The 25,634-nt window shown below is 46.8% G+C and carries 26 protein-coding genes, 1 pseudogene and 1 riboswitch; all 27 genes and pseudogenes read right to left on the bottom strand.

The genetic code is table 11. The annotated features are described in order from the left end of the window. Positions 1-72 precede the first annotated feature (72 nt). The gene (locus BXP28_RS20265; RefSeq protein ID WP_036656033.1) at positions 73-1,245 is read right to left on the bottom strand and encodes a DNA sulfur modification protein DndB; all 1,173 of its coding nucleotides are present in this window, start codon (positions 1,243-1,245) and stop codon (positions 73-75) included. Then, the gene (locus tag BXP28_RS20260; protein ID WP_023483755.1) at positions 1,245-2,384 is read right to left on the bottom strand and encodes a DNA sulfur modification protein DndB; all 1,140 of its coding nucleotides are present in this window, start codon (positions 2,382-2,384) and stop codon (positions 1,245-1,247) included. The genes BXP28_RS20265 and BXP28_RS20260 overlap by 1 nt, the downstream gene beginning before the upstream one ends. Positions 2,385-2,536: 152 nt before the next feature. Continuing rightward, the gene (locus tag BXP28_RS20255; protein ID WP_023483754.1) at positions 2,537-3,583 is read right to left on the bottom strand and encodes a site-2 protease family protein; all 1,047 of its coding nucleotides are present in this window, start codon (positions 3,581-3,583) and stop codon (positions 2,537-2,539) included. A gap of 15 nt (positions 3,584-3,598) precedes the next feature. Further along, positions 3,599-3,967 (bottom strand): arsenate reductase family protein, encoded by a 369-nt coding sequence (locus BXP28_RS20250; protein WP_036656029.1) that lies wholly within the window; start codon positions 3,965-3,967, stop codon positions 3,599-3,601. 61 nt (positions 3,968-4,028) lie between these two features. Then, positions 4,029-4,961, bottom strand: a complete 933-nt coding sequence (locus BXP28_RS20245) for an RluA family pseudouridine synthase (RefSeq protein ID WP_023483752.1) — start codon at positions 4,959-4,961, stop codon at positions 4,029-4,031. Beyond that, positions 4,958-5,526 (bottom strand): annotated as a pseudogene (locus BXP28_RS20240) (cob(I)yrinic acid a,c-diamide adenosyltransferase). Before BXP28_RS20240 ends, BXP28_RS20245 begins: the two are co-directional and overlap by 4 nt. Positions 5,527-5,541: 15 nt before the next feature. Then, positions 5,542-7,158: a cobyric acid synthase gene (locus BXP28_RS24675; RefSeq protein ID WP_023483750.1), complete on the bottom strand. Its 1,617-nt coding sequence runs from the start codon at positions 7,156-7,158 to the stop codon at positions 5,542-5,544. Positions 7,159-7,177: 19 nt separating this feature from the next. Beyond that, the gene (cobD, locus tag BXP28_RS24670) at positions 7,178-8,254 is read right to left on the bottom strand and encodes a threonine-phosphate decarboxylase CobD (RefSeq protein WP_023483749.1); all 1,077 of its coding nucleotides are present in this window, start codon (positions 8,252-8,254) and stop codon (positions 7,178-7,180) included. 32 nt (positions 8,255-8,286) lie between these two features. Then, positions 8,287-9,090, bottom strand: a complete 804-nt coding sequence (cobS, locus tag BXP28_RS20225; protein WP_023483748.1) for an adenosylcobinamide-GDP ribazoletransferase — start codon at positions 9,088-9,090, stop codon at positions 8,287-8,289. Continuing rightward, entirely contained in the window at positions 9,072-10,067 is a 996-nt protein-coding gene (cbiB, locus tag BXP28_RS20220; protein ID WP_023483747.1) for an adenosylcobinamide-phosphate synthase CbiB, read from the bottom strand. Before cbiB ends, cobS begins: the two co-directional genes overlap by 19 nt. A gap of 2 nt (positions 10,068-10,069) precedes the next feature. After that, the gene (gene cobU / locus BXP28_RS20215) at positions 10,070-10,645 is read right to left on the bottom strand and encodes a bifunctional adenosylcobinamide kinase/adenosylcobinamide-phosphate guanylyltransferase (protein ID WP_096761274.1); all 576 of its coding nucleotides are present in this window, start codon (positions 10,643-10,645) and stop codon (positions 10,070-10,072) included. Positions 10,646-10,777: 132 nt separating this feature from the next. Further along, positions 10,778-11,824, bottom strand: coding sequence for a nicotinate-nucleotide--dimethylbenzimidazole phosphoribosyltransferase (gene cobT, locus BXP28_RS20210; RefSeq protein WP_042119334.1), 1,047 nt, complete (start codon positions 11,822-11,824; stop codon positions 10,778-10,780). A gap of 57 nt (positions 11,825-11,881) precedes the next feature. Next, entirely contained in the window at positions 11,882-12,670 is a 789-nt protein-coding gene (locus tag BXP28_RS20205; RefSeq protein ID WP_024095219.1) for an ABC transporter ATP-binding protein, read from the bottom strand. A gap of 1 nt (position 12,671) precedes the next feature. Continuing rightward, positions 12,672-13,712, bottom strand: a complete 1,041-nt coding sequence (locus BXP28_RS20200) for a FecCD family ABC transporter permease (protein ID WP_023483743.1) — start codon at positions 13,710-13,712, stop codon at positions 12,672-12,674. A gap of 22 nt (positions 13,713-13,734) precedes the next feature. Beyond that, complete coding sequence (locus tag BXP28_RS20195; protein ID WP_023483742.1) at positions 13,735-14,730, bottom strand: ABC transporter substrate-binding protein; 996 nt, start codon at positions 14,728-14,730, stop codon at positions 13,735-13,737. 192 nt (positions 14,731-14,922) lie between these two features. Beyond that, positions 14,923-15,121, bottom strand: a riboswitch (cobalamin riboswitch). A gap of 100 nt (positions 15,122-15,221) precedes the next feature. After that, complete coding sequence (locus BXP28_RS24665; RefSeq protein WP_024095221.1) at positions 15,222-15,527, bottom strand: hypothetical protein; 306 nt, start codon at positions 15,525-15,527, stop codon at positions 15,222-15,224. A gap of 394 nt (positions 15,528-15,921) precedes the next feature. Next, positions 15,922-16,185 carry an aspartyl-phosphate phosphatase Spo0E family protein gene (locus BXP28_RS20185; RefSeq protein WP_024095222.1) on the bottom strand — a complete coding sequence of 88 codons (264 nt, stop codon included), beginning with the start codon at positions 16,183-16,185 and terminating at the stop codon, positions 15,922-15,924. Between the two features lie 84 nt (positions 16,186-16,269). Then, positions 16,270-17,475: an aminotransferase class I/II-fold pyridoxal phosphate-dependent enzyme gene (locus BXP28_RS20180; protein ID WP_042119337.1), complete on the bottom strand. Its 1,206-nt coding sequence runs from the start codon at positions 17,473-17,475 to the stop codon at positions 16,270-16,272. Positions 17,476-17,490: 15 nt separating this feature from the next. Continuing rightward, the gene (locus tag BXP28_RS20175) at positions 17,491-17,982 is read right to left on the bottom strand and encodes an Lrp/AsnC family transcriptional regulator (protein ID WP_023483739.1); all 492 of its coding nucleotides are present in this window, start codon (positions 17,980-17,982) and stop codon (positions 17,491-17,493) included. A gap of 263 nt (positions 17,983-18,245) precedes the next feature. Beyond that, complete coding sequence (locus BXP28_RS20170; protein WP_024095225.1) at positions 18,246-18,527, bottom strand: hypothetical protein; 282 nt, start codon at positions 18,525-18,527, stop codon at positions 18,246-18,248. Positions 18,528-18,754: 227 nt separating this feature from the next. Continuing rightward, complete coding sequence (locus tag BXP28_RS20165) at positions 18,755-20,086, bottom strand: MFS transporter (protein ID WP_023483738.1); 1,332 nt, start codon at positions 20,084-20,086, stop codon at positions 18,755-18,757. 26 nt (positions 20,087-20,112) lie between these two features. Continuing rightward, entirely contained in the window at positions 20,113-20,796 is a 684-nt protein-coding gene (locus tag BXP28_RS20160; protein ID WP_036656022.1) for a BMP family lipoprotein, read from the bottom strand. Next, the gene (locus BXP28_RS20155) at positions 20,775-21,299 is read right to left on the bottom strand and encodes a type 1 periplasmic-binding domain-containing protein (RefSeq protein ID WP_023483736.1); all 525 of its coding nucleotides are present in this window, start codon (positions 21,297-21,299) and stop codon (positions 20,775-20,777) included. Before BXP28_RS20155 ends, BXP28_RS20160 begins: the two co-directional genes overlap by 22 nt. Positions 21,300-21,330: 31 nt before the next feature. Then, positions 21,331-21,825 (bottom strand): hypothetical protein, encoded by a 495-nt coding sequence (locus BXP28_RS20150; protein ID WP_036656020.1) that lies wholly within the window; start codon positions 21,823-21,825, stop codon positions 21,331-21,333. Between the two features lie 132 nt (positions 21,826-21,957). After that, entirely contained in the window at positions 21,958-22,377 is a 420-nt protein-coding gene (locus BXP28_RS20145) for a DUF350 domain-containing protein (protein WP_023483734.1), read from the bottom strand. Between the two features lie 99 nt (positions 22,378-22,476). Beyond that, positions 22,477-23,148: a PspA/IM30 family protein gene (locus BXP28_RS20140; RefSeq protein WP_036656018.1), complete on the bottom strand. Its 672-nt coding sequence runs from the start codon at positions 23,146-23,148 to the stop codon at positions 22,477-22,479. Positions 23,149-23,260: 112 nt separating this feature from the next. Beyond that, positions 23,261-25,624: an endonuclease MutS2 gene (locus BXP28_RS20135; RefSeq protein WP_104932595.1), complete on the bottom strand. Its 2,364-nt coding sequence runs from the start codon at positions 25,622-25,624 to the stop codon at positions 23,261-23,263. Positions 25,625-25,634: the final 10 nt, after the last annotated feature.

Below are 25,634 nucleotides of genomic sequence, written 5' to 3'. Positions count from 1 at the left end.
CTCTCACCCTTAATCATCTTCAAAAGAGGGAAGAGCCTTTAACCTGTTTTTGGGGCTGCTGTTTTTTCCGGCTTAAGCCAAGGAAGCCATGTCATCACCAAAACTGTCTATGCCTTCGGAGAAAAACTGTACAAGCTTGGAATGTTTTCTCAGCGATTTTTCATGAATCAGATTTAGTTTCCCATTATCCAACTTGCCGAAAATATAGACAAGTTCCTCATTATCGTGCGACCAGTCGAAACCGTCCAGAATCCGCAGACAATGAGTCCAGTTCGGGTTATACTTCCCGTTTTTAAATAAGAAGGCATGGGCATATAGCGCAATGCTTTCCTGCATGACCCGGTTAGCGGATGTATACTGTACAAGTCCCGGCTGTTCCGGCATCATCGGCAACAGTGTGTTAAAGAACTGGTGGAACATCTCTACATAAGCAGACAGGTCCTGACGGATTTTCCTTTGCAATTCATAAGAAGGCTGCATACGGCCCGAGAACAGCATCGTGGCCGTGGCATACAGCCAGCTATAACTGGTAAAGTTGCGGTTAAACGCAGTCAGATTGCTCCGTTTTTCCACACCTGCCCCTTTCAAAAATACGTTATGCTCAGCCACCTGCTGGATGACAAGATTCAGGGGATCCACTGAGTCGAAGGAATGGCCGAGTTCTTTGCTGACAAGCTGCACTTTGGAATTAATGTCACCGAACAGCTGCTGTTCCTCCTCCTCCGTCAGACCAATGTAAATTTGTACCGCCAGCTCCGTCTCCATGAGTCCGAGCCGCCGTTCCTCCAACTGATTAATGATCCCCTGCGTTTGCTCCGCCTGTTCGGCAAGCTCCTCGTTTTCAGGCTCTCTTTTGAGTTTTATTTTAAGTCCGGCAAGTTTTCGTTCGTGCCGTTTAACTTCTTTTTGCATTTGTTCGTTAACAAAACCTAAAGCGAGAATCCGGTGCTGGCCATCCAGCACACTTAATTTGGAACCATGGCGCAATACAAGACCTTCCTCATTCTTGGACAGACTGCCTACGTCGCGAAGGGAAAGGGTAACAGGACCGAAAAATACTTCGTCCAGTTCCCGTTCCTGCAAATACGTGGAAATCTTGCGGCGCTGCATTTTACTTAGTTTCCGCTGCACTACCGGATCAATAGCCGTATAATTCAACAGATCCTTCACGGGCACCGCTACAGTAGCCAAACCGAACTTTTCGCAAAAAGGATATATGGTCATTCGTAAGCATAGTCCGTCCATCAGCCTGCATCCTCCTCTTTGTCCAGAATCAAGAACATGTGCTGCTCATCGTAGAAATCCCGGATATACTGATAAGCTTTCATAATACGGGTTCTTCTTGGTAAGCGGTCTTTTTCATCCCCTGAATAAATGGAATTCCAATCGATATGTTTTAAAATTTTCATCCCGTGTTCGAGATTGTAACGATTGAAGGAAGCGCTCTTGGTAGCTTCTTCATGGCAAAACAGGGCAATGGAAATCTGTATATTTTCCGACCAGGCCAGTTCGCCCTTCACAGGTTTAGGCAAAACGTCAAGAAGGTTTTGGAAATAACCGGAAGCGGTCGAAAGGTGGTCCTGTACCTGGGTTTCCTCAAATTGGTAACTATTGTGGCGTGCCCCCGACTTCATCCGGCCTTCGAATAAGGCCACAAGAATCTCGATCAACAGATGATACGTGAACAAATATTCAGGTCCCTTGCCCCTTTCGGAGAACATATCCACGGGAATTTCCCGCATAACCGGAGATTTCTCTACAAGTTCGCTTCCCACTACATGATAAAAACGCCGCTGGTCACGAAGTACGGCCAGATTGCCGCCAATTTTACGAGGGAGTTTGTTGATATCCGAGAAAAGCTGCCTTTCCTGTTTGGCACTGATATCCAGATAGATCATGGTTGAAATCGGGAAGGAATACAAACGGCTCAGCTTTTCCGTAATCTCATCCATCTTCTCAAACTCACGGCGGTCTTTGGCCCTTGCCATCTGACTTTGCAGAGTTTCCATCAGTCTCTGAAATGCGGCCAGCCGATGCTGGCCATCAACCACATACAGCTTCTCAATGGGTTGAAGACGCAATACATGCCGGTTTTCTTCGTATTTACCGGCCCCTCTTGCAGAAAAAATAATACCCGGGAAATAAATCGGGCGTCTATGTTCCAAATAAAGCGAAATATAATCCATGAGCTTCGTGAGGTTACGAGGGATAATATTTCTCTGTACTTCCAAATCTACTTCATAGATGGAAAAAAGTTTGCTGATTGGCAGGGTAGTTGAAAGTGTTTTATGTCCAAAGGTTTGACCAACATCGCCCGGAATCTCCACAAAAGAAGAAGGACGATGTTCGGATAAGAGATCGGACAAGGAAAAGTTCGAATCCATAGCGGTTTGCTCCTTTTCTCGATAAGTTGGCTGATTGCCTACTATCAAGTCTGAACAAATTTCCCTACTTTAAACCTGCTCGGACCATAAAAAAAGAAGCCGCAGGCTTCTTTAAGTGTAAATATTAAACTCTATTCGTTAATGCCGATCCATTACATTCCCATGGCCATCGTTTGAGCTACCCGGTTTACCATCCGCATCATACCGAACAAAAATACGGCAAGGCCAAAGTAAATGATGCCAAACTTCCAGCGTGTAGAGGGCGAGACCTCATAATAGTCTTCTCTAACATAAGGAATAAGTTCGAAGACGCAATGCAGATTCAGATAAAGACCATCAGCCTTTTGCCTTCTTTCAACCTTTTCTACTCTGATTTCGTGAATTTCCGCCTGTTCCGGCAATATCAGTTGTCCCCGGAATCCTACAATGCCCCATTCCAGATCTACAGACTGTTTCTTGTCCGGGTCATCAAGCCGGCAGTATGTAGTGAAAGGAAGCCTTGTCTGATGATCTTCCCCGGGAATAAGATAACCTGAGTCGACCAAATGCTGGGCCGGCATTTCAAATTCCGTGCGGACAGATACCCGCCGTTCCTTGTTTTTTCCCCTGACGTACTGATTGTATAGATTATAGGCAAAAAGAGCCCAAATCAGGAAGAAAATCATACTACGGAAGTAGAGAATAACACCCAGCCCCCCAATTAAGCCGACAAGCCAGAGCCAACGTGTAACCGCAACAGAAATGCGGCCTCCGTCAAGCGGATGAATTGGCAACAGATTGATTAAGTTTAAAAAAAAGCCTGTATAGGCCACATTGAGCAAATCAGGCCATTGGTAATATACACCAAGTCCGAAAGCTGCCATTGCTCCGACCGTTCCAAGCAGAGGTCCTCCCAAAGCGATATAAGCTTCAGTGGAAGCATCGGTCGGATGGCGTTTCATAGTAATCAGCGCCCCTACAAAAGGAATAAATACCGGTGCTGATACCGGCAGTCCTTTTTGTTTGGCAGCAAGCACATGGCCCATCTCATGAATAAAGATCATGACTACCAGACCTACTGCAAACCAAATAGGAGAATTCAGCGCATAGGCCCCTACGGTGATCATCATCGTGATGATCGTCAGAGCCGTAACAGAAAAGTTTCGGCCTTTTTGATTTTCCTTTTCCCCGTCCCCCCGGTCTTTTGTCGATCTGTTCACTTGCCTATTCCTCCTTTAAGCTTTGGAGGCACCCCAGACCTGTTCAAATTCAGGCTCCTTGAATCCCACCGTAGTTGTTCTTCCGTTCGTCACTATAGGACGCTTGATCAATTTACCGTTGGAAGAAAGAAGTCCCAACATTTCCTCCATGTCCATTCCGCCCAGCTTGTCCTTTAGACCCATTTGCTTATAGACTTCACCAGAAGTGTTGAAAAATTTCCTGATCTCCAGCCCGCTCAGGCGAATCAGTTCCCGAAGCTCTTCTTTACTCGGCGGATGTTCCACGATTGGGATCTTCTTAACCTCGTAATGATGGGCCTGAAGCCACTTAATTGCATTCCGGCAGGTACTGCATTTACTGTATTCATATACGGTAACATTCATATTCCTAACCGTCTCCTTTTGAGCAAGTATGATTAAATTTTCCATGATCTGACAGACAAAGTCAAGAAAATCCCCATTCCTTTATCACATGAGCCATATCTTTAGGCAGGGAAGCTGTAAAAGTCACTTTCTGTCCCGTACCCGGATGGACAAAACCAAGCGATTCCGCATGAAGAGCATGCCGGGAAATCAGCTTCTTCGTCTTCTCTCCCAACTGCTCAAACTGTTCCAGCCGGTACAGCTTGTCTCCCAATAACGGATGCCCCAAATGCTGCATGTGTACGCGAATTTGATGGGTTCTTCCCGTTTCCAGCCAAAGCCGCACCAATGTAGCTCCGTTCATTCGCTTAAGTACTTCATAATGAGTTACAGCCGGATAACCGGAAGGTGTTACCGTCCGGATATGGGGATTGTCCTTGTTTCGGTCAATGGGATCATCCAGAGTTCCCCGGTCTTCCTTCACTACTCCATAAACAAGGGCCAGATACTGTTTATCCAAGGCATGCATCATCATCTGTTCAGAAATTTGCTGGTGGACATACGGATTTTTAGCTATAGCCAGAACACCGGATGTTTCCTGATCCAACCGGTGAACGGGACGAAAGCGGTGGCAAATCCCCTTCTGCTGCCAGTGAAAGACGACCGCATTAGCCACCGTATTCACATAATGGCCATGGGTGGGATGAACAATCATCCCTGCTTCCTTGTTCAGAACCAGCAGTTGTTCGTCCTCATGCAAAATATTCAGGGGAATCGATTGAGGCAGAATATCATCCGAGGTTTCCTGTTCCATCCTCAGTTCCACCAAATCACCCGTTTTCACTTTCACACTGATATATTGCCTGGTCCCGTTGACCATAATTCCTTTTTCCGTCAGTTTCAATCGGGATAACAATTTCCGGGAAACCTTCAGCCTCTTTTGAATAATAGATTTGAGAAGCATGCCATCATCTTCAGGCGGTACAAGGTACGGAAGGGGATCATAGTACTTCATGATTTACGTCTGAACACCTCTGCACTGCGTACATACTCCACATCCTCCCTGTTCGCTCTATGATTGGCTGCCCTGGCCATCGTAAAAAACAGATCGGAAAGGCGGTTCATGTAACGGAGCGTTTCTTCATTAATTTCCTGCGAATTGCCCAATGTGACAATGCGTCTTTCGGCCCTGCGGCAAACCGTCCGGCAGACATGAAGGGCAGCCGCACCGGCTGTTCCTCCGGGAAGAATAAATCTTTGGATGTCCGGAGTTTCAGCATCGTATTTATCAATCCAGGTTTCCAGTCTTGTTACCATCTCTGCCGTTACTTTATAAGGCCTGACGTCCTTTTTGAGAAGGGCAAGGTCAGATCCGCAATCGAAAATTTCATGTTGAATTTCCTGCAAATCTTCCTTCATATCGGCAAAAACATCTTCCTGGAGAAAGCTGATGGCCTGGCCGACAAAACAGTTAAGCTCATCCGTTGTACCATAAGCTTCTACTCTAACGTCATTCTTGTCCACTCTTCCCCGACAACACCCGTTTTTCCCTTATCCCCTGTACGCGTGTATATGTTCATGCTCATCTTCTCCTCTCATGCTTTTGGCTTCCTCGACCTCAGGCCGTTCTTTTTTTGTAGTTGTATCATCTCATAAATAAGGGAAATATCCAAATGCTTCCGTACATGCCCGGCCAGACGGTCGAATGCCGCTTCTCTTTTTTCCTGGTAACGCAGATTGGCAGAAAGCGGCTCCCATCCTTTGCTTAGACGAATGTCGTTAAGCCACGCTCTGCGAAAATTGTCATTATGCAAGATTCCATGTACATAGGTCCCCCAAATGCGGCCGTTTCTATTCTCAGCTCCCTCATTTCGCCATTCGGACGAACCTTCCGTCTGCCCCTGCAAAATTGTACGGACCCGAAAAATCGGATTTCCTCCCCCTGTAAACCAGGTTCGGCCCATATGAATCTCGTAGCCTCCCACATTAAACGCTTCCGATCCGGCAGCAAAGAGACACGTATTCCCCTCTACTCGCACCGTTTGTTTCTCGGATATAAATTCGGTTTCCAGAGGCAACAAGCCCAATCCGGATAACCTGGTATGATCTGATTCAATACGGCCCGGGTCAATCAGGGCCTCTCCGAGCATCTGGTAACCACCGCAAATTCCTGCCACATGCTTCCCGTTTTCGGCATGATCTATGATCCGCCGGGCAAGTCCTGTCTTCTGAAGAAAAAGCAGATCTTCCGAAGTATTCTTGCTTCCCGGAATGATCAATGCATCCGGATTTCCCCATTCATCCAGATGGGATACGTACCTAATCCGGACATCAGTTTCCTCATAGAGAGGATCCATGTCGGTAAAATTTGAAATCCGGGGAAGACGCAGAACAGCTATATCCAGCCTCCGGCTTCCGTCCGCTTCGGAGTCTGCGCCCGACTTATGGTTTTGAACCCTTTTGGAATCCAGGGAGGCTGTATCCTCATCTTCAATGCCAAATTGGGGCAAGTAAGGGACAACACCCAGTACAGGTTTACCCGTTTTTTGTTCCAGCCAGTCAATACCGGGACGAAGCAGGCTTACATCCCCCCGGAATTTGTTAATAATAAATCCTTTAACCCGTTTGCGTTCTTCAGGATTCAGAATCTCCAATGTTCCGACGATGGAAGCAAATACTCCTCCCCGGTCAATATCCGCTACAAGAAGGACAGGAGCATCCGCCCATTCGGCCATTCGCATGTTTACAATATCTCTGTCTTTCAGATTGATTTCTGCCGGACTTCCGGCGCCTTCGAGCAAAACCAGATCCATATCTTGCCGAAGACGGGCAAGCGATTCTTTTACAATCCCTTCAGCAAGGGGCAAATAGGATTCACGGTAGGCTTTTGCCTCCATATCCAGGTGCGGTTTCCCATGAACTACAACCTGGGAAGTCATGTCCCCCTTGGGCTTTAACAAAATCGGATTCATATCGGCAGTAGCCGGAATCCTGCAGGCATCAGCCTGGACGCCTTGAGCCCTTCCGATCTCCTTGCCGTCTGGTGTCACATAAGAATTCAGGGACATATTCTGTGACTTGAAAGGTGCCACACGCAGGCCATCCTGCATAAAAATGCGGCAGAGAGCAGCGGTTAGAATACTTTTTCCGACATCTGAAGAGGTACCCTGGATCATCAGTGTGGCAGCCTGAACCGTTTGTTTTGTTTCCATTATGATCTTCCTTTCCGGTTTAAACGTTTACCGTTTCACGCAGTGCTGCAATTAGTTTCATATTGTCTTGGCGAAACCGGATGGCCACGCGCCCATATTTTGCATTCAACCCAGGAAACAAAGAGGCATCCCGGATCAAAATCCCTCTGCGTCCAAGCTTATCCTGAAGCTGCTTGATGTTCACCGGATGTTCCTTCGGGAAAGCAAACAGCATAAAATTCGTTTCCGTAGGCGTTACCTGAAAGCCAATATTCCGAAACTCCTTTTGCATCCATTCTTTTTCATCCTGCAGCCAGGCCTTCGTTTTGGCTTCATACTCTTTTTCCCCGAAAACAGCAGCCCCGATGAGCTGAGCCAGCATATTGACGCTCCACCGAACCTGATGCTCCTTAAGCTTCCTGATCCATTCAGGATGGGCTACTATAAAACCGAGACGGATTCCCGGTATCGCATAAAACTTGGTCATCGAACGAATGACAAACAAATGCCGGCTGGATGCCGCCTCGCGAATAAAAGTCAGCTTTTGCTCCGACGGGTGAAAATCCAAAAATGCCTCATCCAAAATAACCGGATGCCGATTCTCCCTGATCAGTTGGTTTACCTGTTCAGGCAGAAGACGTCCTGTTGGATTGTTTGGCTGTCCCAGAAACAAAATATCACTGTGTCCAAAAGCTTTTTCCACATCCTCAGCCTGAACATCGAAATGATTTTCTTCCCTAAGGGGAATTGTGATCGTACCTTTTCCCGTCTTATGTACAGCTTCCTCATATTCCGAAAAGGACGGTCTTGCAATTCCCGTCACTTGAGGTTTCAATACGCGAATAACCAGATCGATCAGTTCGGCAGCCCCGTTTCCCGCCAGAATAGCTTCTTCCGGTATTTTATACTTTTTGGCTATACAAGCCCGCAATTCCCTGACTGCAGGATCGGGATAGCGCACAATCTCCTGCCACCGTTCCTTCATAATTTTCTCCACACAAGGGGGAGGACCGAACGGATTCATATTGGAACTGTAGTCAAGAAATTCGTCTTCCGGGAAACCGAAGATTTCACGGGCTGTCTTTAAATCACCGCCATGTCCAAATCGTTCGAGCATACACCAGACCTCTTTTCATCGTTGATTTATTATCAGATCAAGGCCGTCAATAAGAGCAGGATCAAAGTTTCTAAAAGTTCGTTTAGTGCCCCGTATGTATCTCCTGTCAATCCGCCCAGTTTTTTTGCCAAATAAGAGGCAATGCCCCATCCCGCAAGCAGCGTGGCTGCCGGAATCACAGCTCCATAAATCAGCAGTCTGGGGAAGGGAAGAGGAGACAACAAACCGAGAATAAGCAAGGTTAAGACCACGGCAAGACCTGTTGCCAGGACAAGGTGCAGCTTTCGTACTCCAGTGAAAAAGCTGCCCATGCCTCCTTCTTTTCGCGCATAAGGCCATCTTTTGATCGCTATCACCATAAACCACCGGCTCCATAAGGGGACAAGAATCAAGAAAGAGGCGTACATGTTCCAGGAAACTGCCAGAAGCGCGGAAATCGCCGCCCATTTCGTCAACAATACTATTGAAAAAACAATCACTCCCATGGCACCGACCCGGCTGTCTTTCATAATCTCCAGCATTCTTTGCCTATCCCGGTGACTAAGCACTCCATCAGCCGTATCCATTAAACCGTCCAGATGTAGTCCTCCCATACACCCTATCCACACAGCAACCATCATAACGGAAAGAGGTAAAGCCGGGAAAATATGGCCAAGCAATCCACCGGAGGCTGCAACGATCGTCCCGATTATAGCTCCCACAACCGGATAAAACGCCGTGCTTGCGGCAAAAACCGATGAAGTATAATTAATCCTGATTGGCACCTGCAGACGGCTTAAAAATTGAAATGCAGCCACGCATCCGCTCCCCCATTGTTTTAAAAAACCAAAACCCATGTCAGCAAGATCCCTCCTAATACAAGAAAACTGATTCCATACAACAGCTTGACCGTTTGGCTGATATCACTCCTCGTACGCTCGCGCAAAGGCCAGCCCATACGGGCACGTTCATTGGCCTGTCCTCCGTACACATTGCGGCCTCCGAGTTCAATACCTAAGGCTCCTGCCACGGCAGATTCCGGAATACCGCTGTTGGGGCTGGGATGAAAACGGGCAAACGTCCATACGGACCGCATCGCCCGCTTGCCGGACAATCCCGGAAACAAAGCGGCGGTAACGATCAGAAGAAAACCGGTTATCCTGGCCGGAATCCAGTTGAGGATATCGTCCCACCTGGCCGATGCCCAGCCGAATAAGAGGTACTTCTTATTTTTATAGCCGACCATGGAATCCAGCGTATTGGAGGCACGGTATACCATCGCCAAAGGGGCTCCGCCAAGCAAGGCGTAGAATAGAGGCGAAATAACGGCATCCACACTATTTTCCGCCACCGTTTCGACCACGGCCCTCGTGAGCTCGTCCTCTTTAAGCCGGCTTGTATCTCTGCCTACGATGTATCCGGTATAGGTTCTGGCCTCCTCCAGGTTTCCGTGTTCCAAAGGGCGTGTGACCCGATAAGCCGCCTCTTTAAGCCCTTTGATTGCGATTGTTGTAGAAATGAACCAGGCTGAAACGGCATAGCCTGCCCAAGGATGAATCCAAGCAGCCATCATCACCAGTATTTGAATAGTGATAAAGCTGAGGGCTATCGTCGCAAGAACAAGCCAGACACCTCTTCTCTTTAACGCTTTGGCCGCCTCGGGAGACGGATCGTCCGCCAGAGGCAAGCGCCACTTTTTCTCCAAAAAGGAAATCCATTTCCCTATCTGAACGACGGGATGGGGAAAACGGGCAGGATCTCCCACCCACAGGTCGATCAGAATCGCCGCTGCCAAAATGCCAAAGATTTCGGAAGGTTCATAAAGCCACCACATGATTACTGCCATCTCCACTGAATGGATTTAAGTTCAACCGGAATACCCGCCGTAACTAAAAATACTTCCGGGCAAACAGAGGCAAGTCTCTGATTCATACGTCCGGCCAGATCTCTATACTGTCTACCTAGCGGATACTCCGGCACAATGCCGCTCCCAACTTCATTCGTAACGAGAATTAAATGTCCTTGATAAGCTTCTACCGCCTTGACAAGTTCATCCAGCTTAGCAGTAACAAGGTCCACAATATTTTGTCTTTCTTGATAACGAAGCAGCCAGTTAGAAAGCCATAAAGTCAGGCAATCCACCAGGACTACATCAGTGGCTAGGGCAGATTCCCCCTGTTCTTGGGCAAATTGGCGAAGCAAACCGGCAAGTTCATACGGCTCCTCTACTGTCACCCACGAAAATGCTTGTTCTTTGCGCTGCTTTCGGTGGAGGGCTGCACGCATCTCCATCTCCTCGTCATAGATTTGTGAGGTTGCGACATACCGCCCGCTTTTCCCTCTGGAAGCAGCCAACCGCTCGGCAAACCCGCTCTTTCCGCTTCTTGCTCCTCCTGTAACCAGTACAGCCATGTTTCCAGGCTCCTCTCTGACTGTAAACATTTGTGAATTTTCATGCAGATTGACAGAGGAGCCGCAGCTGTTAGGCAACTGCGGCTATCCTTACTTTCTATTGTTTTTTTCATGGCATCCCCGGAAGGCCGATCAGGGACCGGATACTCCGGCACTTTCAAATGTTGCCATCTCTTTCATAATCCGGCATGCCGAATCAATGAAAGGAAACAGCAGTACTGCTCCCGTTCCTTCCCCAAGCCTTAAATCAAGATGAAGGACAGGTGATAATCCGATCGCTTCCAGCATTCTCAGGTGTCCCTGTTCATGGGATTGATGTGCCGCAATCATATATTGGGTAGAGAACGAAGCAAGCCTGCTTGCAATTAGAGCAGCTGCTGATGAAATAAAACCATCGATCACTACAGGACAGCGGTGATAGGCTGCACTAAGAATCATCCCTACGAGTCCGGCTATTTCAAGCCCTCCGACTTTGGCGAGAACATCGACAGGATCATTGGCATTAGGGGCATTTAAATCGATTGCCTTCTTAACCACTGCACATTTATGCTTCCATCGTTCGTCATTAATCCCGCTTCCCCGTCCAACGGTTTTCTCCGGATCGTAGTCTCCGATAACAGAAAGAATAGCAGCACTTGCTGTCGTATTCCCGATTCCCATCTCTCCTGTGGCAAATATACGGGTTCCTTGCTTATACAATTCCTCTACGATATGGCCGCCAGCCTCAATAGCCTGTACAGCCTCTTCCCTTGTCATGGCTGCTTCTTTTGTCATATTCCGCGTGCCTCTGCGTACTTTACGGGAAATGAGTTCCGGATGTTCAAGATCTTCGTTCACCCCGATATCCACACAGAACACTTCAGCACCGGCCTGCCGGGCCAACACGTTTACTGCTGCTCCTCCCTGCAGGAAGTTCATCACCATTTGCGGGGTAACTTCAGCCGGAAAAGCGCTGATTCCTTCTTCACATACCCCGTGATCGGCCGCCATAACAATGACTGCTTTTTTATCAAAGTAAGGGGTAATCTCCCCTGTGATTCCCGCCAATTGCTTGCTTAATTCCTCTAATTTGCCCAGGCTGCCCTGAGGCTTGGTCAGTTGGTCCAAATGCCTGGATGCTTCCAATATCATCCCTTCATCAAGGGGTACTATTCCGTCAATCCATGTTTTAATTGTCATATACATTCCTCTCCTTCCGTAGAAGCCTAGTTAGTTTATACTCTAAGTAAGATAGGTCTATGCCTTGGCATTGCTGCCCGGTTTAAGCAAAATTTGCGGAACACTGCTTTCAGGGTGAGATAAAATAATAGGAGATGTCCCATAAACCCGTTCGATAAGTTCTTCGGTTAACACTTCCTGCGGAGTTCCTGTTGCCGCTACTTTTCCTTCATGCAAAACAAGCAGGCGGCTGCAATATTGGGAGGCCAGGTTAAGATCATGAAGCACGGCTACTACGGTTAACCCGCATTCCGCCTGCCACTTTCTTACATAATCCATCATCTGCACCTGGTAACCGATATCCAGGAAAGTCGTTGGTTCATCCAGAAGCAGCAAATTCGGCTGCTGAGCCATCACTTTGGCCAGAGCCACACGCTGCCTCTGTCCTCCACTTAAAACTTCAACGGGCCGGTCCGTGACCGTTTCAAGAGATAACGTCTCTATAATCCCTTGGATCAGAGACTCCGGGTCTTCCTCTTCATCCCCAAGCCAGTTCTGAAAAGGAAAACGGCCCATCTCGATAACCTCACGTACGGTAAAGCCTACCGGAGGCAACGCATCCTGCTGAAGGACCGCGACCCATTGGGCCAATTCCTTCCGTTTATAACTGTTCACTTCCTGATTATCAAGATAAATACGTCCGGAAGAAACCTGTTCTACGCCGGACAAAAGGCTAAGCAGGGTGGATTTCCCGCTCCCGTTGGGACCGATGATACCAAAAAATTCGCCGGATTGCACATTTAGATTAATGTCATGGAGGACAGTCTCACTGCCGTATTGTTTGGATGCTTGTTCTACAAGTATCATCTCATCCACCTCTTACCTGTTTCTTATGCTTTTGAAGCAAATAGGCAAAGAAAGGAGCGCCCAGGAAGGCAGTGACCACGCCAAGAGGAATTTCCGTTGGGCTTAAGACGGTTCTTGCCAAAGTATCCGCCCATAACACGTAGATTCCCCCGCCCAGTGCGGAAAGCGGAATAATCAGCCTATAATCAGAACCGACAAGAAGCCGGATCAAATGGGGCACAATCAATCCAACAAATCCGATTACACCCGATACGGAAACGGCCGCAGCCGTGATCAGTGTCCCTACGGTCAGGACGATCATCTTCGTCCTTTCCACATGAACCCCTAAATGGGAAGCCTGTCTTTCCCCAAGCGAAATCAGATTCAAGGACCGGGAGTATCCAATCAAAATGACGAGGCCGATCAGCAAGTACGGAAACACTACTGCTGTGTAAGCCCATCCTCTCATAGCGAGGCTGCCCATCAGCCAAAACATGATTTCATTCACAACCTGATTAGACATAGCCACCATAAAAGAAACGAAAGCACCCAGGAAAGCCTGCATGACCACTCCGGACAAAATCAAGGTTTCCATGCGAATTTTTCCGTCAATCCGGGCAAGCCTCAGTACCAACCATAAAGAGAAAAGTCCTGTGGTAAAAGCCACGATTGGAATAGTCCATTGGCCAAAAAAAGCGTACTGCAAACCAAAATAAATAAGAAAAGCAGCTCCGACAGATGAACCTGATGAAACGCCAAGCGTATAAGGATCTGCCAGGGGATTGCGTAAAACCCCTTGAAAAGCTGCCCCGGCCACCGACAAAGAAGCGCCTACGAGCACTCCAAGCATCACACGGGGAAACCTTACTTTCAGGATAATCTGTTCAGAAGACCCGGGCCAGTCAGCCTGAATGGCATCACCCAAAAATGGTATTTGATGCACCAAAATCCGGAAAATATCGGGAACCGGCAAAGAAGCTGATCCTACGGACAGACTAAGCAAAATAGAAAGAAAAAGGAGTAGTACCCCTACTCCTCCCCAAATGAATAATTTTCTTTTCATATATCTTTCACCTATGACAGGTTTATTTGACAAGATCCGGATAAATCGCTTTAGCTACCTCGGTCAATCCCTGTGTGATACGCGGACCCGGACGGCTGATCAGGTTTTGGTCTACACCGATTACCGTATTGTTTTTTACGGCATTGATCTGATCCCAGCCACTGCGGCCCCGAATCAGTTCCTCCAGGTTTTTCTTGGTTTTGTCGTCAGTTACACCGTTCGCATACAATATGACATCCGGATTCTTCTCTATGATTTTCTCTTCACTGATTTGGTGCCATCCCTTCATGTCTGAAGCGACATTTATCCCACCGGCCAGCTCGATGATTTCATTCATGAATTCCCCGCTGCCAACTGACCAGCCCGGAGAAAACTCCACATATACTTTCTTCTTCTCTTCCGCTTTTACTTTGCTTACCGCATCTACCACTTTTTGCTTTTCAGCTTTCATTTTTTCCACTACTTGCTCGGCTTGTTCCTGATGATCGGTAATTTTACCATAGAGCAGCATATTATTCATAACATCATCGAGAGTTTTCGGTTCGACCTTAAACACCTGCACATTGGATTCGCGAAGCTTCTCTACGTCTTCCTTGCTGGTCGATATACCCGTAAATACCACATCCACATTCGCCGCAATCATGGCTTCCACATTCGGTTTCATAATGCTGCCAAGCTTAGGCTTTGATTTAGCTTCTTTCGGGAAATCATCAAAATCGGATACCCCTTGAATTTTGTCACCAAGACCGATGGCGAAAAGGGATTCTGTCTCCGCTGGTGAAATGGAGGCAATCCGCTCAGGAGCTTTCTCAAAAGTGAATTCTTTACCTGTCGCATCCGTGACTTTCAAAGGATATTGCGTTTTCTTAGAAGAGGAATCTCCCGACTTGGCAGTCGCTTCCGCTTTCGGTGAACTGCTAGCCGCAGGCTCCTCTTTTTTTCCGCAGGCTGTCATGCTGACTGCCAATGCAAGGGTCAGCACGCCCGCAACCACTCTATTCATCCATCTTGTTTTCATTTCTGGTCTTCTCCCCTTTATTTAGAGTACTCCGAGTCCAGCTTGACTTCCATTTTCAAATACAATCTTTACTGCAACGAAAAACCCCTCCTATTTCGAAGAATAGAAAGGGGCAGGATAAACCAGTACCATTGGGGACTCCTTCTTTCGGAGCCGTTCCTGATTTAACGCCATCCTTTCCTCGAAGGATTTCGCGAGAGTCATCAACAGGTAGGTCTCCTGACTTTCGAGTGGTGCATGATCCCGCCTTCCCATCCTGTTTCCGGACAGTGGCTTAATGAGATCATTCTCGAATCACAGTGGCGGGACCGTGCCGGATTTGCACCGGGCTTCCCTTTTCACCTGCATGGCAGACAGTACTGCCGGCAGGACCTGCTGATCATGTATTTGTTTTTTCAAAATGCTGATTCTGAAAACAGCACAGCATGTATCAAGCAATCAAACTCTTAATCGATTATAGGCTAATTCATCATTAGTGACAATAAAATGGATCACTCTTTTTCGGCAATTTTCCTCATAACGGCCTTGGCTTTTTCGATATCGGGCACATTCACGGGAATCATGGCATATAAGCCCAAACCGCTAAGCTCATTCTCCCTGAACCATTTTGTCTCATCCAGCGGAACGGCATACAGATGCTTCTCCTTGAGCGGTTCCGGTTTCGGCTCCTGTTTCTTGTTTTCCGGCTCGATAACAGCTTCCTCGATACCGCCGGGGAAGTCATCCACACCGGCCAGATCATCCAAAGAAACAAACGAATTTTGGGCAGCAAAGCTACGAAACTCTTTTTGGGGCAAGACCAGGATTCCATTTCCTCCCGCAGCGACTTAAACTTCCAATTTTTAGGAAGCATACATGGGAGAAGCGGAAATAGAAGGGAAACATCTTCTCCAACCTTTTCTTTCAATGAAGTTTCGAGTTTTGTGACAATATCAACGGGAAAACCGGAAGATCCCATCATAAACATTACAACATCGTGTTTCGGTTTGCCGCCGCATCCGGCCATCAGGACCGGGACAAGAACAAGTGTTCTAAGCAGAAGCAAGGTAAGACGCTTCACGGTAAGAATCTACCTCCAAGTAGTTATAGACAAAATGATAGGTAACACTCATACGGTAATTTTAAAAAAAGGCCGGTATAACACCGGCTCGGCTTTTTGTCAAAATATACGTTTTCTTTATTACAGCGGGGTCAATCGTTCTCTTTGACAAGCTGCATGTATTTATTAATTTTAAAATCCAGCAGTGTGCTCATTTGAACTACAGACTCCGATGTCATTTCCCTTCCTTCCAGAACCAATTGTTCCAGCTTGCGTCTTAGAAAATGAATCTCTTCTTCCAAAGCGTGCAGTGAGGAGGCCTTATACGAATTCTTTGAAGACATGCGGGGTTCCGAAGATTCGGAAACGTGCCATTTCTTCGGATACTCGGACAGCTGATACTCTAAAAATGCCATAAAACCGCCTCCCTCTTCAAAATGAACGTTATGACCTAAACATATCAGGTTTACGATCCCTAGAACAACTGTTTTTGTGACAATTTATAACTTTTTTATTAATTTTCCTATTCTCTCCAAGGCTTCATTTAACTGAGTTACGGAAGTGGCATAGGAACAACGGATGAAGCCTTCTCCCCCAAGACCGAACACATTTCCCGGAACCGTCGCTACTTTTCCCTCATAAAGCAGGCGCTGGGCAAATTCCTCCGAGCCCAACCCCGTTTTGGAAATAGATGGAAAAGCATAAAAAGCTCCTTGAGGCTCATGGCATTCCAAGCCGATTTCACAGAATCCCTTCACCACAAGACGTCTGCGCTGGTTATAAGATTCCACCATTTTGTCCTTTTCTTCCAGCCCGTTTTTCATCGCCTCCAAAGCAGCAACCTGTCCCATAATGGGGGCACACATGACTGTATATTGATGAATCTTTAGCATGGCAGAAATAAGCTCCCGATGTCCGCACGCATAACCCATTCTCCAGCCTGTCATGGCAAAAGCTTTGGAAAAGCCGCTGACCAGAATTGTCCTGTCTTTCATACCAGGGATCGAAGCAAAACTAACGTGCTTTTGCCCGTAAGTCAGTTCGGCGTAAATCTCATCTGAAATAATGATCAGATCATGCTCCTCCACGATTCTTGCGATGGGCAACCAGTCCTCGTAAGTCATAATGCCGCCTGTAGGATTGCTCGGATAACAAAGGATAAGGACTTTGGAATGTGGTGTCAGGGCGGCTTTCAAGGATTCGGCAGTTAATTTAAAATTATCTTTGGCATACGTCTCAATACCAACCGTTTTCCCTCCGGAAATAGCAGCGATCGGCGAGTACGAAATATACGTCGGTTCCGGAATGAGGATCTCATCTCCCGGAGTAATTAAAGCCCGCAGAGCCAGGTCAATGGCTTCGCTGCCGCCTACCGTAACCATTACCTCCTCCATCGGTTCATAAGCAACGTGGAAAGACTTATGCAAGTATTCAGCAATGGCTTCGCGAAGTTCGGGTAATCCTGCATTTGGCGTGTAGTTGGTCCTTCCTCTTTCCAGAGCATATACCGAGGCTTCCCTCACATGCCAGGGGGTAATAAAATCGGGTTCTCCCACCCCCAAAGAAATGATATCCTTGCTTCCGCTTACAAGATCGAAAAACTTCCGGATACCGGAAGGCGGAATGTCCCGAACCAGCGGGGATAAATAGCTTTTCATATTTTTCACACGGCTTCCTGTTGATATTGATGGTGTTGAAGTATTCATAGGACAGCCCATCCTTTATGGCGAGATCAGCATCCGATGGTCATCCTCATGATCTTCAAAAATAATGCCATCGTGCTTATATTTTTTCAAGATAAAATGGGTTTTGGTAGAAAGGACCCGATCCAGTGTAGATAGTTTCGTCGATACAAAGGAAGAAACTTCCTGAAGCGTGCGCCCTTCAATCTCTACCTGTAAATCATAGGACCCGGACATAAGATAGACTGCCTTCACCTCCGGGAACAGATAGATGCGTTCGGCTATCGCATCAAAGCCCGTCCCGCGTTCCGGCGTAATCTGAACCTCAATAAGTGCCGTTACTTTATCACTATCTACCTTCGCCCAGTTCAAAACCGTAGCATATTTGACGATGATGTTCTCTTCTTCCATTTCCTTGATCGCCTTTGCAACTTGTTCCTCATTAGCACCCAGCATGGTAGCGATCAAATCAGACCCGCGCCGTGCATCTTCTTTAAGCAATTCCAAGACTTTCAGTTTAAAATCATCCATTTCGTTCCTCCTGCTTATTTCCCAAAGCTGAACGGCTGAGCCGTCCTTATTCAATCTGACTTTTCAAAAAATAGTTATATCTCATCTTACACCGAAGGGCAGTACGAATTCAACGAACCAAAGCGAAAATAAAAAAAGCTGCGGCAGCCAAAAAGGGCCTCAGCTTCTTTCCGTTAACAGATTTCAAGCACCTGGGCGCATATATCTTATAAAAAAATCTTCTTCAATAAACGATGCGATTTTGCCGATTTACCTTTAGCCGCTTACTTGATCATCAGCAGACGTTTGACATTGGCCTCGATATCTTTTTGACTGTAAGAGGGAAGCACGTGAATATAAGCAGAAGATTGCTCCTCCTTTTGCTTCCGTTTGGAAATATAACCGATACCGATAAGCCGGTCCCGATCATAGGCTGAGATAACATCCGAAAGTGAAGACAACTCCAGGCCGTCCCTCGCAACAAGCTTCCGCGTCTGTTTCGTATAATCATGTTTAAACTTATTCCAGTCCGCTTTATCCGGAACATCCCTTACAAAAGCCAGCATTTAAAGAACCACCTTTCCCTGACAATCATCTTATTACAATAATTATACATATGACTGCATATTTATTCAATCTATTCTTGATCTTCATTCACTTCATTATAAGCTACAGCTCTATGGTTGGAAATGACAGAACCGGAAAAGCAAAAAACCCGCTCCGAACAGGGCAGGTTTTCACTGCAAGGCAATTGAATATGGACTTGAAATACAAGCATAGGCATAAGATAACTTTATTCTGTCAGCAAATGGCCGGCCGGAGAAATTCCATCCAAATATCGGCGCATATACAGCCAGGTGAAAAACGGTGAACTGCCGATTCCAAGCAAAAGCAAGTTCAGTACAAGAGGAGAGTGATTCCATGAAACGATGGTAATAAACAAGAATGTCCCTCCGATTCTCCCCACATTCAAGGCGAGTTCCCGCATAACAATAAATTCTTCCCGCTGCTTCACGCTTTCTTCATAGCGGCCAATCAGGTCAAACACCGCGGAAGTCATGGGAATACTGAATAACGGCATAAACAATGCAGTTCCAACCCCAAAAACCAGCAGAGTTCCGAACGAAACCTTCCAGAAGAAAGGGAGTATTACGAGGATCAACATAATAACTCCAACAAACATCCCCTGCCTGCGCCAAACCGGTTTAAGCGTCCGGCCTACAAGCCAATTGCTGAAAAAGGAAACCCCTGAAGTAATAAGAGCATAGTTCCCGAGCTTCTGCTCACTAGTAGTGGCTATGTAAACAAGAAGGACTATTAGAAAGCCAAATACCCCTTCCCTTACACCCTGCGCCACCAGTGCAGCCGCTATTGATCTCCATGGAGCTTCCTTATCCCTGAGGCATTGCAAGGGAAGCATCCAATTATAAGTCCCCAATAATTTTCGTTTGGCAAGAAAAAAACTGACCACCACCCCGGCAATAAAAATGGCAGTCGATATCGTAAATACAACACGATAACCGCTATTTCCCGTCATGCTAGCTATGATCAATCCTGATAACCAGGGTGCCGCCATGCCCGAAACCGCAACGAGTGTCCCGGTCCATCCGTTGAACCGGTCCCGGTTTCCAGGTTCGGTAATTTCGAAATAAACAACATTAAAGGAAAGCCAGAAAAAACCGGAAGCCATTCCCTGAACAAAACCTAAAAGCAATATATGCCTGACGCTGTTTACCCCAAAATAAAGCAGCAACAAATAAAAAAGAGCGAAAAGAGCAATGCCCAAACGAAGCACGATCATCTTATTATGTTCCTTCACCCATTTTCCGGCCAGCCAAAACGTTAAGGCCATCGTAAAATGGGTGACCAGCATAAACCAGCCAATGGTTGCAAAATCATTTTTGGCTTTCCATAAATATACGCCCATAAATGTTCCAGACAGGGCATTAGCTGCCGAGAATAAACCGTTGACAGTTAGTAGCAAGACCCCCTGTTTCCCGAGCTTCTTCTTTTCCCTTGAACTTCCCCGGCGGTGAGATTGCTCCTGTTCTTCGCGGGAATCCTCCTGAACCCCATGACGGTTTCCTTGAGTCAGTACCCTGCTTCGGGTTCGACCTTGAACCATTGTGTACTCACCATCCCTTGAATAGCTTAGCCTTTGTTAATCTTCCCTTTGAATGGGAAAATATAAGGCGGGATGGCCAAATTGGGACGTATTCCCAATTTACTGCATGCCGGAAGGGCAATTTCCGCGGTTATCAGCCGGTTTGCATAAGATTCAATCTGCTGCGCATCCTGTTCCCGCAATTTTTTCCTGTAACCGGTTAGACTAACTCCCCCTTCCTTCAAACCAAATACCTTATGCCTTCTTCCATGGAATTTGCCTTCTCTTACTTCCTGCATGACGCTCGAGACCGCTTTGTCAAGATGTACATCCATTGACGCCAATTGCACCTCGGAAGAGGCTTCTTCCAACCCGCTCTGGCTTCCGATTACCCATAATTTCTCCCCCGAACGTACTCTTGCCAAAGCTTCACTTTCTATTCCTGCTCCGGCACTGCCACCCATATGGGTAATGATATCAACACCGCTTCTATATAAAGAGCGCGCCGTACTTCTTCCCGTTTGAATATCCGCTTTTTTGTCAAGAAGTTCCGCACTGATCTTGGCATCCGGCTTAACCGCTTTCACACCCGCTTCGAAAGACAGTTCCAAAAAGTGCCCTTCGGTATCAGCCGTTCCGACAAAAGCAATCTGATTTGTCAATGAACCCAGCCCAGCCGCCACACCAGCCAGGTAGGCCGTCTGCTCTCTTACGAAATCAATGCTTTCCACATTGGTACGGTCATCTGTTGCCCTACCGCCACTAATTTGGCATCCGGATATTGCTCCGCTGACCGTTCTACTGCAGGCTGTAATGCCTTTCCTTCCGCTACGATCAGATGGTAACCCTGATTGACCAGAGAAGAAACTTCATCCTGATTTACCTCATTGGACACCTTTTTAAAGGCAACATCAAATCCCTGTACTTTACCCGCCTTCTTTACCTGATCTTCCGAATCCCGAATTTCCCCCTCTTCCATAGAAATGTATGCCATTTTCATTGTTTGCTGATGTCCTGACGTTGGTTTACCTTCATCTCTCCCCTTTGATTGCGTACATGCTGTCATTCCTGCCAACAATATACAGATAACGACTATCATCACCCATCTTTTTCTCAAAAACATGCTGACCCCCTGATTATTAACCCGCTCTTTTCCGTCTCCTTTATATTGTGATATTTTGGACCCGGGGTTATACCCGGCCAATCCTTTTTTTGTCCCTATAATAAAAAACACCGGGTTCTCCAAAGAAGTCCCGGTTTTGGCATTATTTTTTTACCGCTTCGACCATGGATAGCCTGTCGGCTCCGGAAAGTACAGTCTCTACTTTAAAACAGGATGGACATACGTAAACATTCAGCGTAAAAGGGGCCATAAGCGCGGCACGTCCGATGGGCTTATGTACCTTAGGGCTAAATCCGCCATCTTCCATTACTTTTTCACCAACCAGCAGCATAAATTCCCTGCAAGTAGAGCACTCCGGCGCCTCCTCCTGGAAATCAATACAGGCATTGATGCACTCCTGATATACATCACGAACTTCCTGATCTTCCCATTCGAGACTATCCTGGTCGCCAGGAATCTCGTCAAAATCTCCGTCATTCTCCAACATTTCGGGTGTAAACATTACGCTTCTGTATTCACCCAGTTCATTAAAACAATGTGGACAGATTTGTTCCAGACCTATTTCAGGATCCCATACAATCTCTGTCTGACACCACTGACAAATTGTTTCCTGTGAAGAATTGTCCGAATTTGGCATCCTTTACGCACCTCCTTATTAAGCTAAAACAAGCATATAATAAATTCCTGCTCCCATAAAAATAACGGCAAGGGCAAGAAGAACTCCCCACAAGTACTTCATGAACCACGACTCCATTAACTAATAATGTGTTTATGTCACACATGCTCCTATCACGTAAGAAACTGAAATGGAAATCAACATAGATAAAAAACCAACGGCTCTGTTGTCCCGCTTGATCTCATCATCTATTTTAAAGTATGGCGTCAAAAATTCAAAAATAAAGTAGGAGACCAAAAGCAGGATAAAGCCATAGCCAGCCCAAATTAAGGATCGGATTATTGTATCATTATTTAAAATGGCAAAACGGAATACATTGCAGATACCAAATATTTTGCCTCCCGTTGCCATTGCTACGGATACATTCCCTTTTTTAATTTCTTCCCAATCATTGTACTTGGTGACAACCTCAAAGATGGTTAAGAACACCACCAAAGCCACGACGACCACAGAAAAAACAGCGAGAACGCTTAAGTAGGGATTATCAAACAAGCGATCCACCTCATTATTCATGAATTAATGCCTCCCCTGTTTAGCACGCTTCAAACACTTGAAGAGACTGAGATTTCTCCCAGTCTCTTAAAAAGGCATGTGCTTATTATAGCACTACTGTTATTTTTTTGCAGCCAGCTGGGTTTTAAGAGCAGCAAGTTCATCTTCCACACCATCATTTTTGCTCAGTTGATCGAGTTCGTCATCCAAGCTCTTGCTGGAGCCGCGAATCTCACTGCTTGCTTCGGCTTCCGCTTCCAATTGAAGTACTTTTTCAGACATACGGTCGAAACCTTTGGCCGCATTGTCGGTACCAAATCCGCTCATGGCCTGGTTAATTTGCTTTTGGGCTTTTGCCGATTCGGCACGGGCTACCAGAGTATCCCTTTTATTTTTCATTTTACCGAATTCTTCTTTCATTTCGGCAACCTGATTGCGCAGACGGTCCGCATTTGTTTTGGCCATGTCATATTGGCGTTTCATTTCATCAAAGCGTTCCTGATGCTCTTTCTTATCTTGAAGCGCGCGGCGGGCCAGATCCTCGTTACCTTGTTCAAGAGCCTTCATAGCCTGCTCGCTGCGTTTTTCAACCATTTCCTGGGCTTCTTCATACTGCTGCTTAAATTTTTTCTCAATTGCAATTTGCTTGGCAACCGCGACCTCAGCTTCTTGAATATCCTGTTCCATATCACGAAGAAACTGATTCAGCATTTTTACCGGGTCTTCTGCTTTGTCCAGCAGATCATTGATAGAAGCCATTGTTAAGTCACGTAATCTTTTAAAAATACCCATTTGTTTCAATCCTCCTAAAGAATGGTTGTGTAAGCTGATAGTTGTTAACTCCCTTTGTTATAACACTTCATACGCAGGAAATAAATCGGAGTTTCACATTAAATTGATTTTTTTATTTTAACTCCACTACAGTAACCCCTGTTCCGCCTTCGTTGTAATTTCCTATTCGAAAACTCTTCACATGCTTGTTCCTGCGCAGGAAATCTTGTACACCCGTTCTCAGCACTCCCGTACCTTTCCCGTGAATAAGATACACCTGGCCAAATCCGGCAAGGAACGATTCGTCCAGAAAACGGTCAATCTCGATAATGGCCTCCTCTACATTAAGGCCCCGCAGATCCAGTTCCGTACGTGCATGGTCTTCACGGGATCGCTTTACAGTGGCTGAAGGCCGGGATACTTGTTTTTTTGGTTCAAGAGAGGAGAGCTTTTCCAAGTCATCGCGTTTCACTTTCATTTTCATGATCCCAAGCTGTACCACAGCTTCTGTGTCCCCGGCCAGTTCTACGATATGGCCATTTTGGCCGAGTGAAATCACGCGAACCTCATCCCCCGGCTCAACCTCCGCCGCCCTGCGCTCCTTGGCAAACGTCGGCTGTTTGGAACGCAGATCGGGTGCTGCCTCGCCGAGGCGGTGCTTGGCTTCTATAAGCATATGTTCTTTGATCCCGGCTTCCCCTGATTTGGCCAGACGCCGCAAGTCCGCAATTACTTCATCCGCTTCCCTGCGGGCCTTAGCCAAAGCCTCTTGAGCCTCGCGCTCGGCCTTTTCCAGCAGTTTATCCCGCTGTTCCGCAAATCTGGCCTGCTGGGCTCCCAGTTTACGCCGCTGCTCCTCAACCTCGCGGCGAAGCTGCTCGGCACTTTCACGCTCCGCTTCTGCTGCCAGGCGGTTTTCTTCAAGCGTGGCGATCATCGTCTCTACACGTTGGTCTTCCTGTGCAACTTGCCCTTTTGCACTTTCTATAATCGAACGTGCAAGCCCCAGACGTTCGGCAATGGCAAAGGCATTGCTTCGGCCGGGAACTCCGATAAGCAATCGGTAAGTGGGGCTTAAAGTCTGAACATCAAATTCCATGCTTGCATTGATGACCCCTTCCCGGTCATAAGCATAGGCTTTTAGCTCACTGTAGTGAGTCGTCGCAATCATCCTGCATCCTATTCGATGGATATGTTCAAGAATGGCTATGGCCAACGCTGAACCTTCCGCCGGGTCTGTCCCGGCTCCAAGTTCATCCAGCAAAACCAGACTTTTCGGGGTCATTTTCCGAAGAATGCCAATAATATTGGTCATATGGCTGGAGAAGGTACTTAAATTTTGCTCAATGCTCTGCTCATCCCCGATATCAGCATAAATAGCATCAAAAACACAAAACTGGCTTCCGTCTTCAGCGGGGACAAACAAACCGGACATTGCCATTAGGCTAAGCAATCCAAGCGTTTTCAACGAAACAGTCTTCCCTCCGGTATTCGGACCAGTCACAATTATGGTAGTATAGCGATTCCCCAGTTCGATATCGGTCGGTACTACTTGCTCTCTCGAGATAAGAGGGTGCCGGCCCTTTTTGATTTTGATATATCGCCGATCATTCATTATAGGAAGGGTAGCCTTAAGAGTTGCCGCCAGACCCGCTTTGGCAAAAATAAAATCAAGTTCCCCCGCTACCTCTACATCAGCCAGCAGCATATCTGCCACCTCAGCTGCTTCAGCCGTTAAAGTCCGGAGAATTTTTTCAATTTCAACCTCTTCTTTCAGTTTCAGTTCACGGAGTTTATTATTCATGGATACTATAGCTTCCGGCTCAATAAACAGCGTGGCTCCTGAAGCAGACTGGTCATGAATGATACCGCCGATACTGGAGCGGTATTCCTGTTTGACCGGAATAACATACCGGTCATTACGGATCGTAACCAGTACATCCTGAAGCATTTTTTGGATGGAAGAGTTTCGTATCATCTGTTCAAGCCGCTCCCTGACACAGGCTTCACCAGTACGGACTTCGCTGCGTATCCGGTTTAATTCCGGACTCGCACTATCCAAAACGTTTCCCTGATCATCTATGCACTGCTTGATACGGTCTTCAACCTGTTTTTGATCCGAAATCTGTTCGGCCATGCCGACAAGTAAAGGCACCTCAACATCTTCATGGAAAGCAAGCAGAAATTTAGCCAGTCTCCGGCAGCCAGTAATGGTATTGGCAATATCGAGAAGTTCCACCGGATTAAGCATTCCCCCAAGTTCAGCCCTTTTCAGCGAAGGACGGATATCGCGGATTCCTCCGAACGGGGCAGAACCTTTTAAACGTTCAACTTGAAAAGCCTCATCCGTCTCTTTCAGCTGCTGTTTCACCCTGCCAAAATCGCCACTCGGTTGAATTTCTTCGGCTTTGGATTTACCTAAAGAAGTAGCTGCGTGATTTTTTAATTGGTCTATAATTTTATCAAATTCCATCGTTGCTAATATTTTTGTCTTCACCCTAAGTTCC

It is taken from the genome of Paenibacillus larvae subsp. larvae (assembly GCF_002003265.1).
Taxonomy (GTDB): Bacteria; Bacillota; Bacilli; order Paenibacillales; family NBRC-103111; genus Paenibacillus_H; species Paenibacillus_H larvae.
This window is presented reverse-complemented; position numbering and strand designations above follow the sequence as displayed.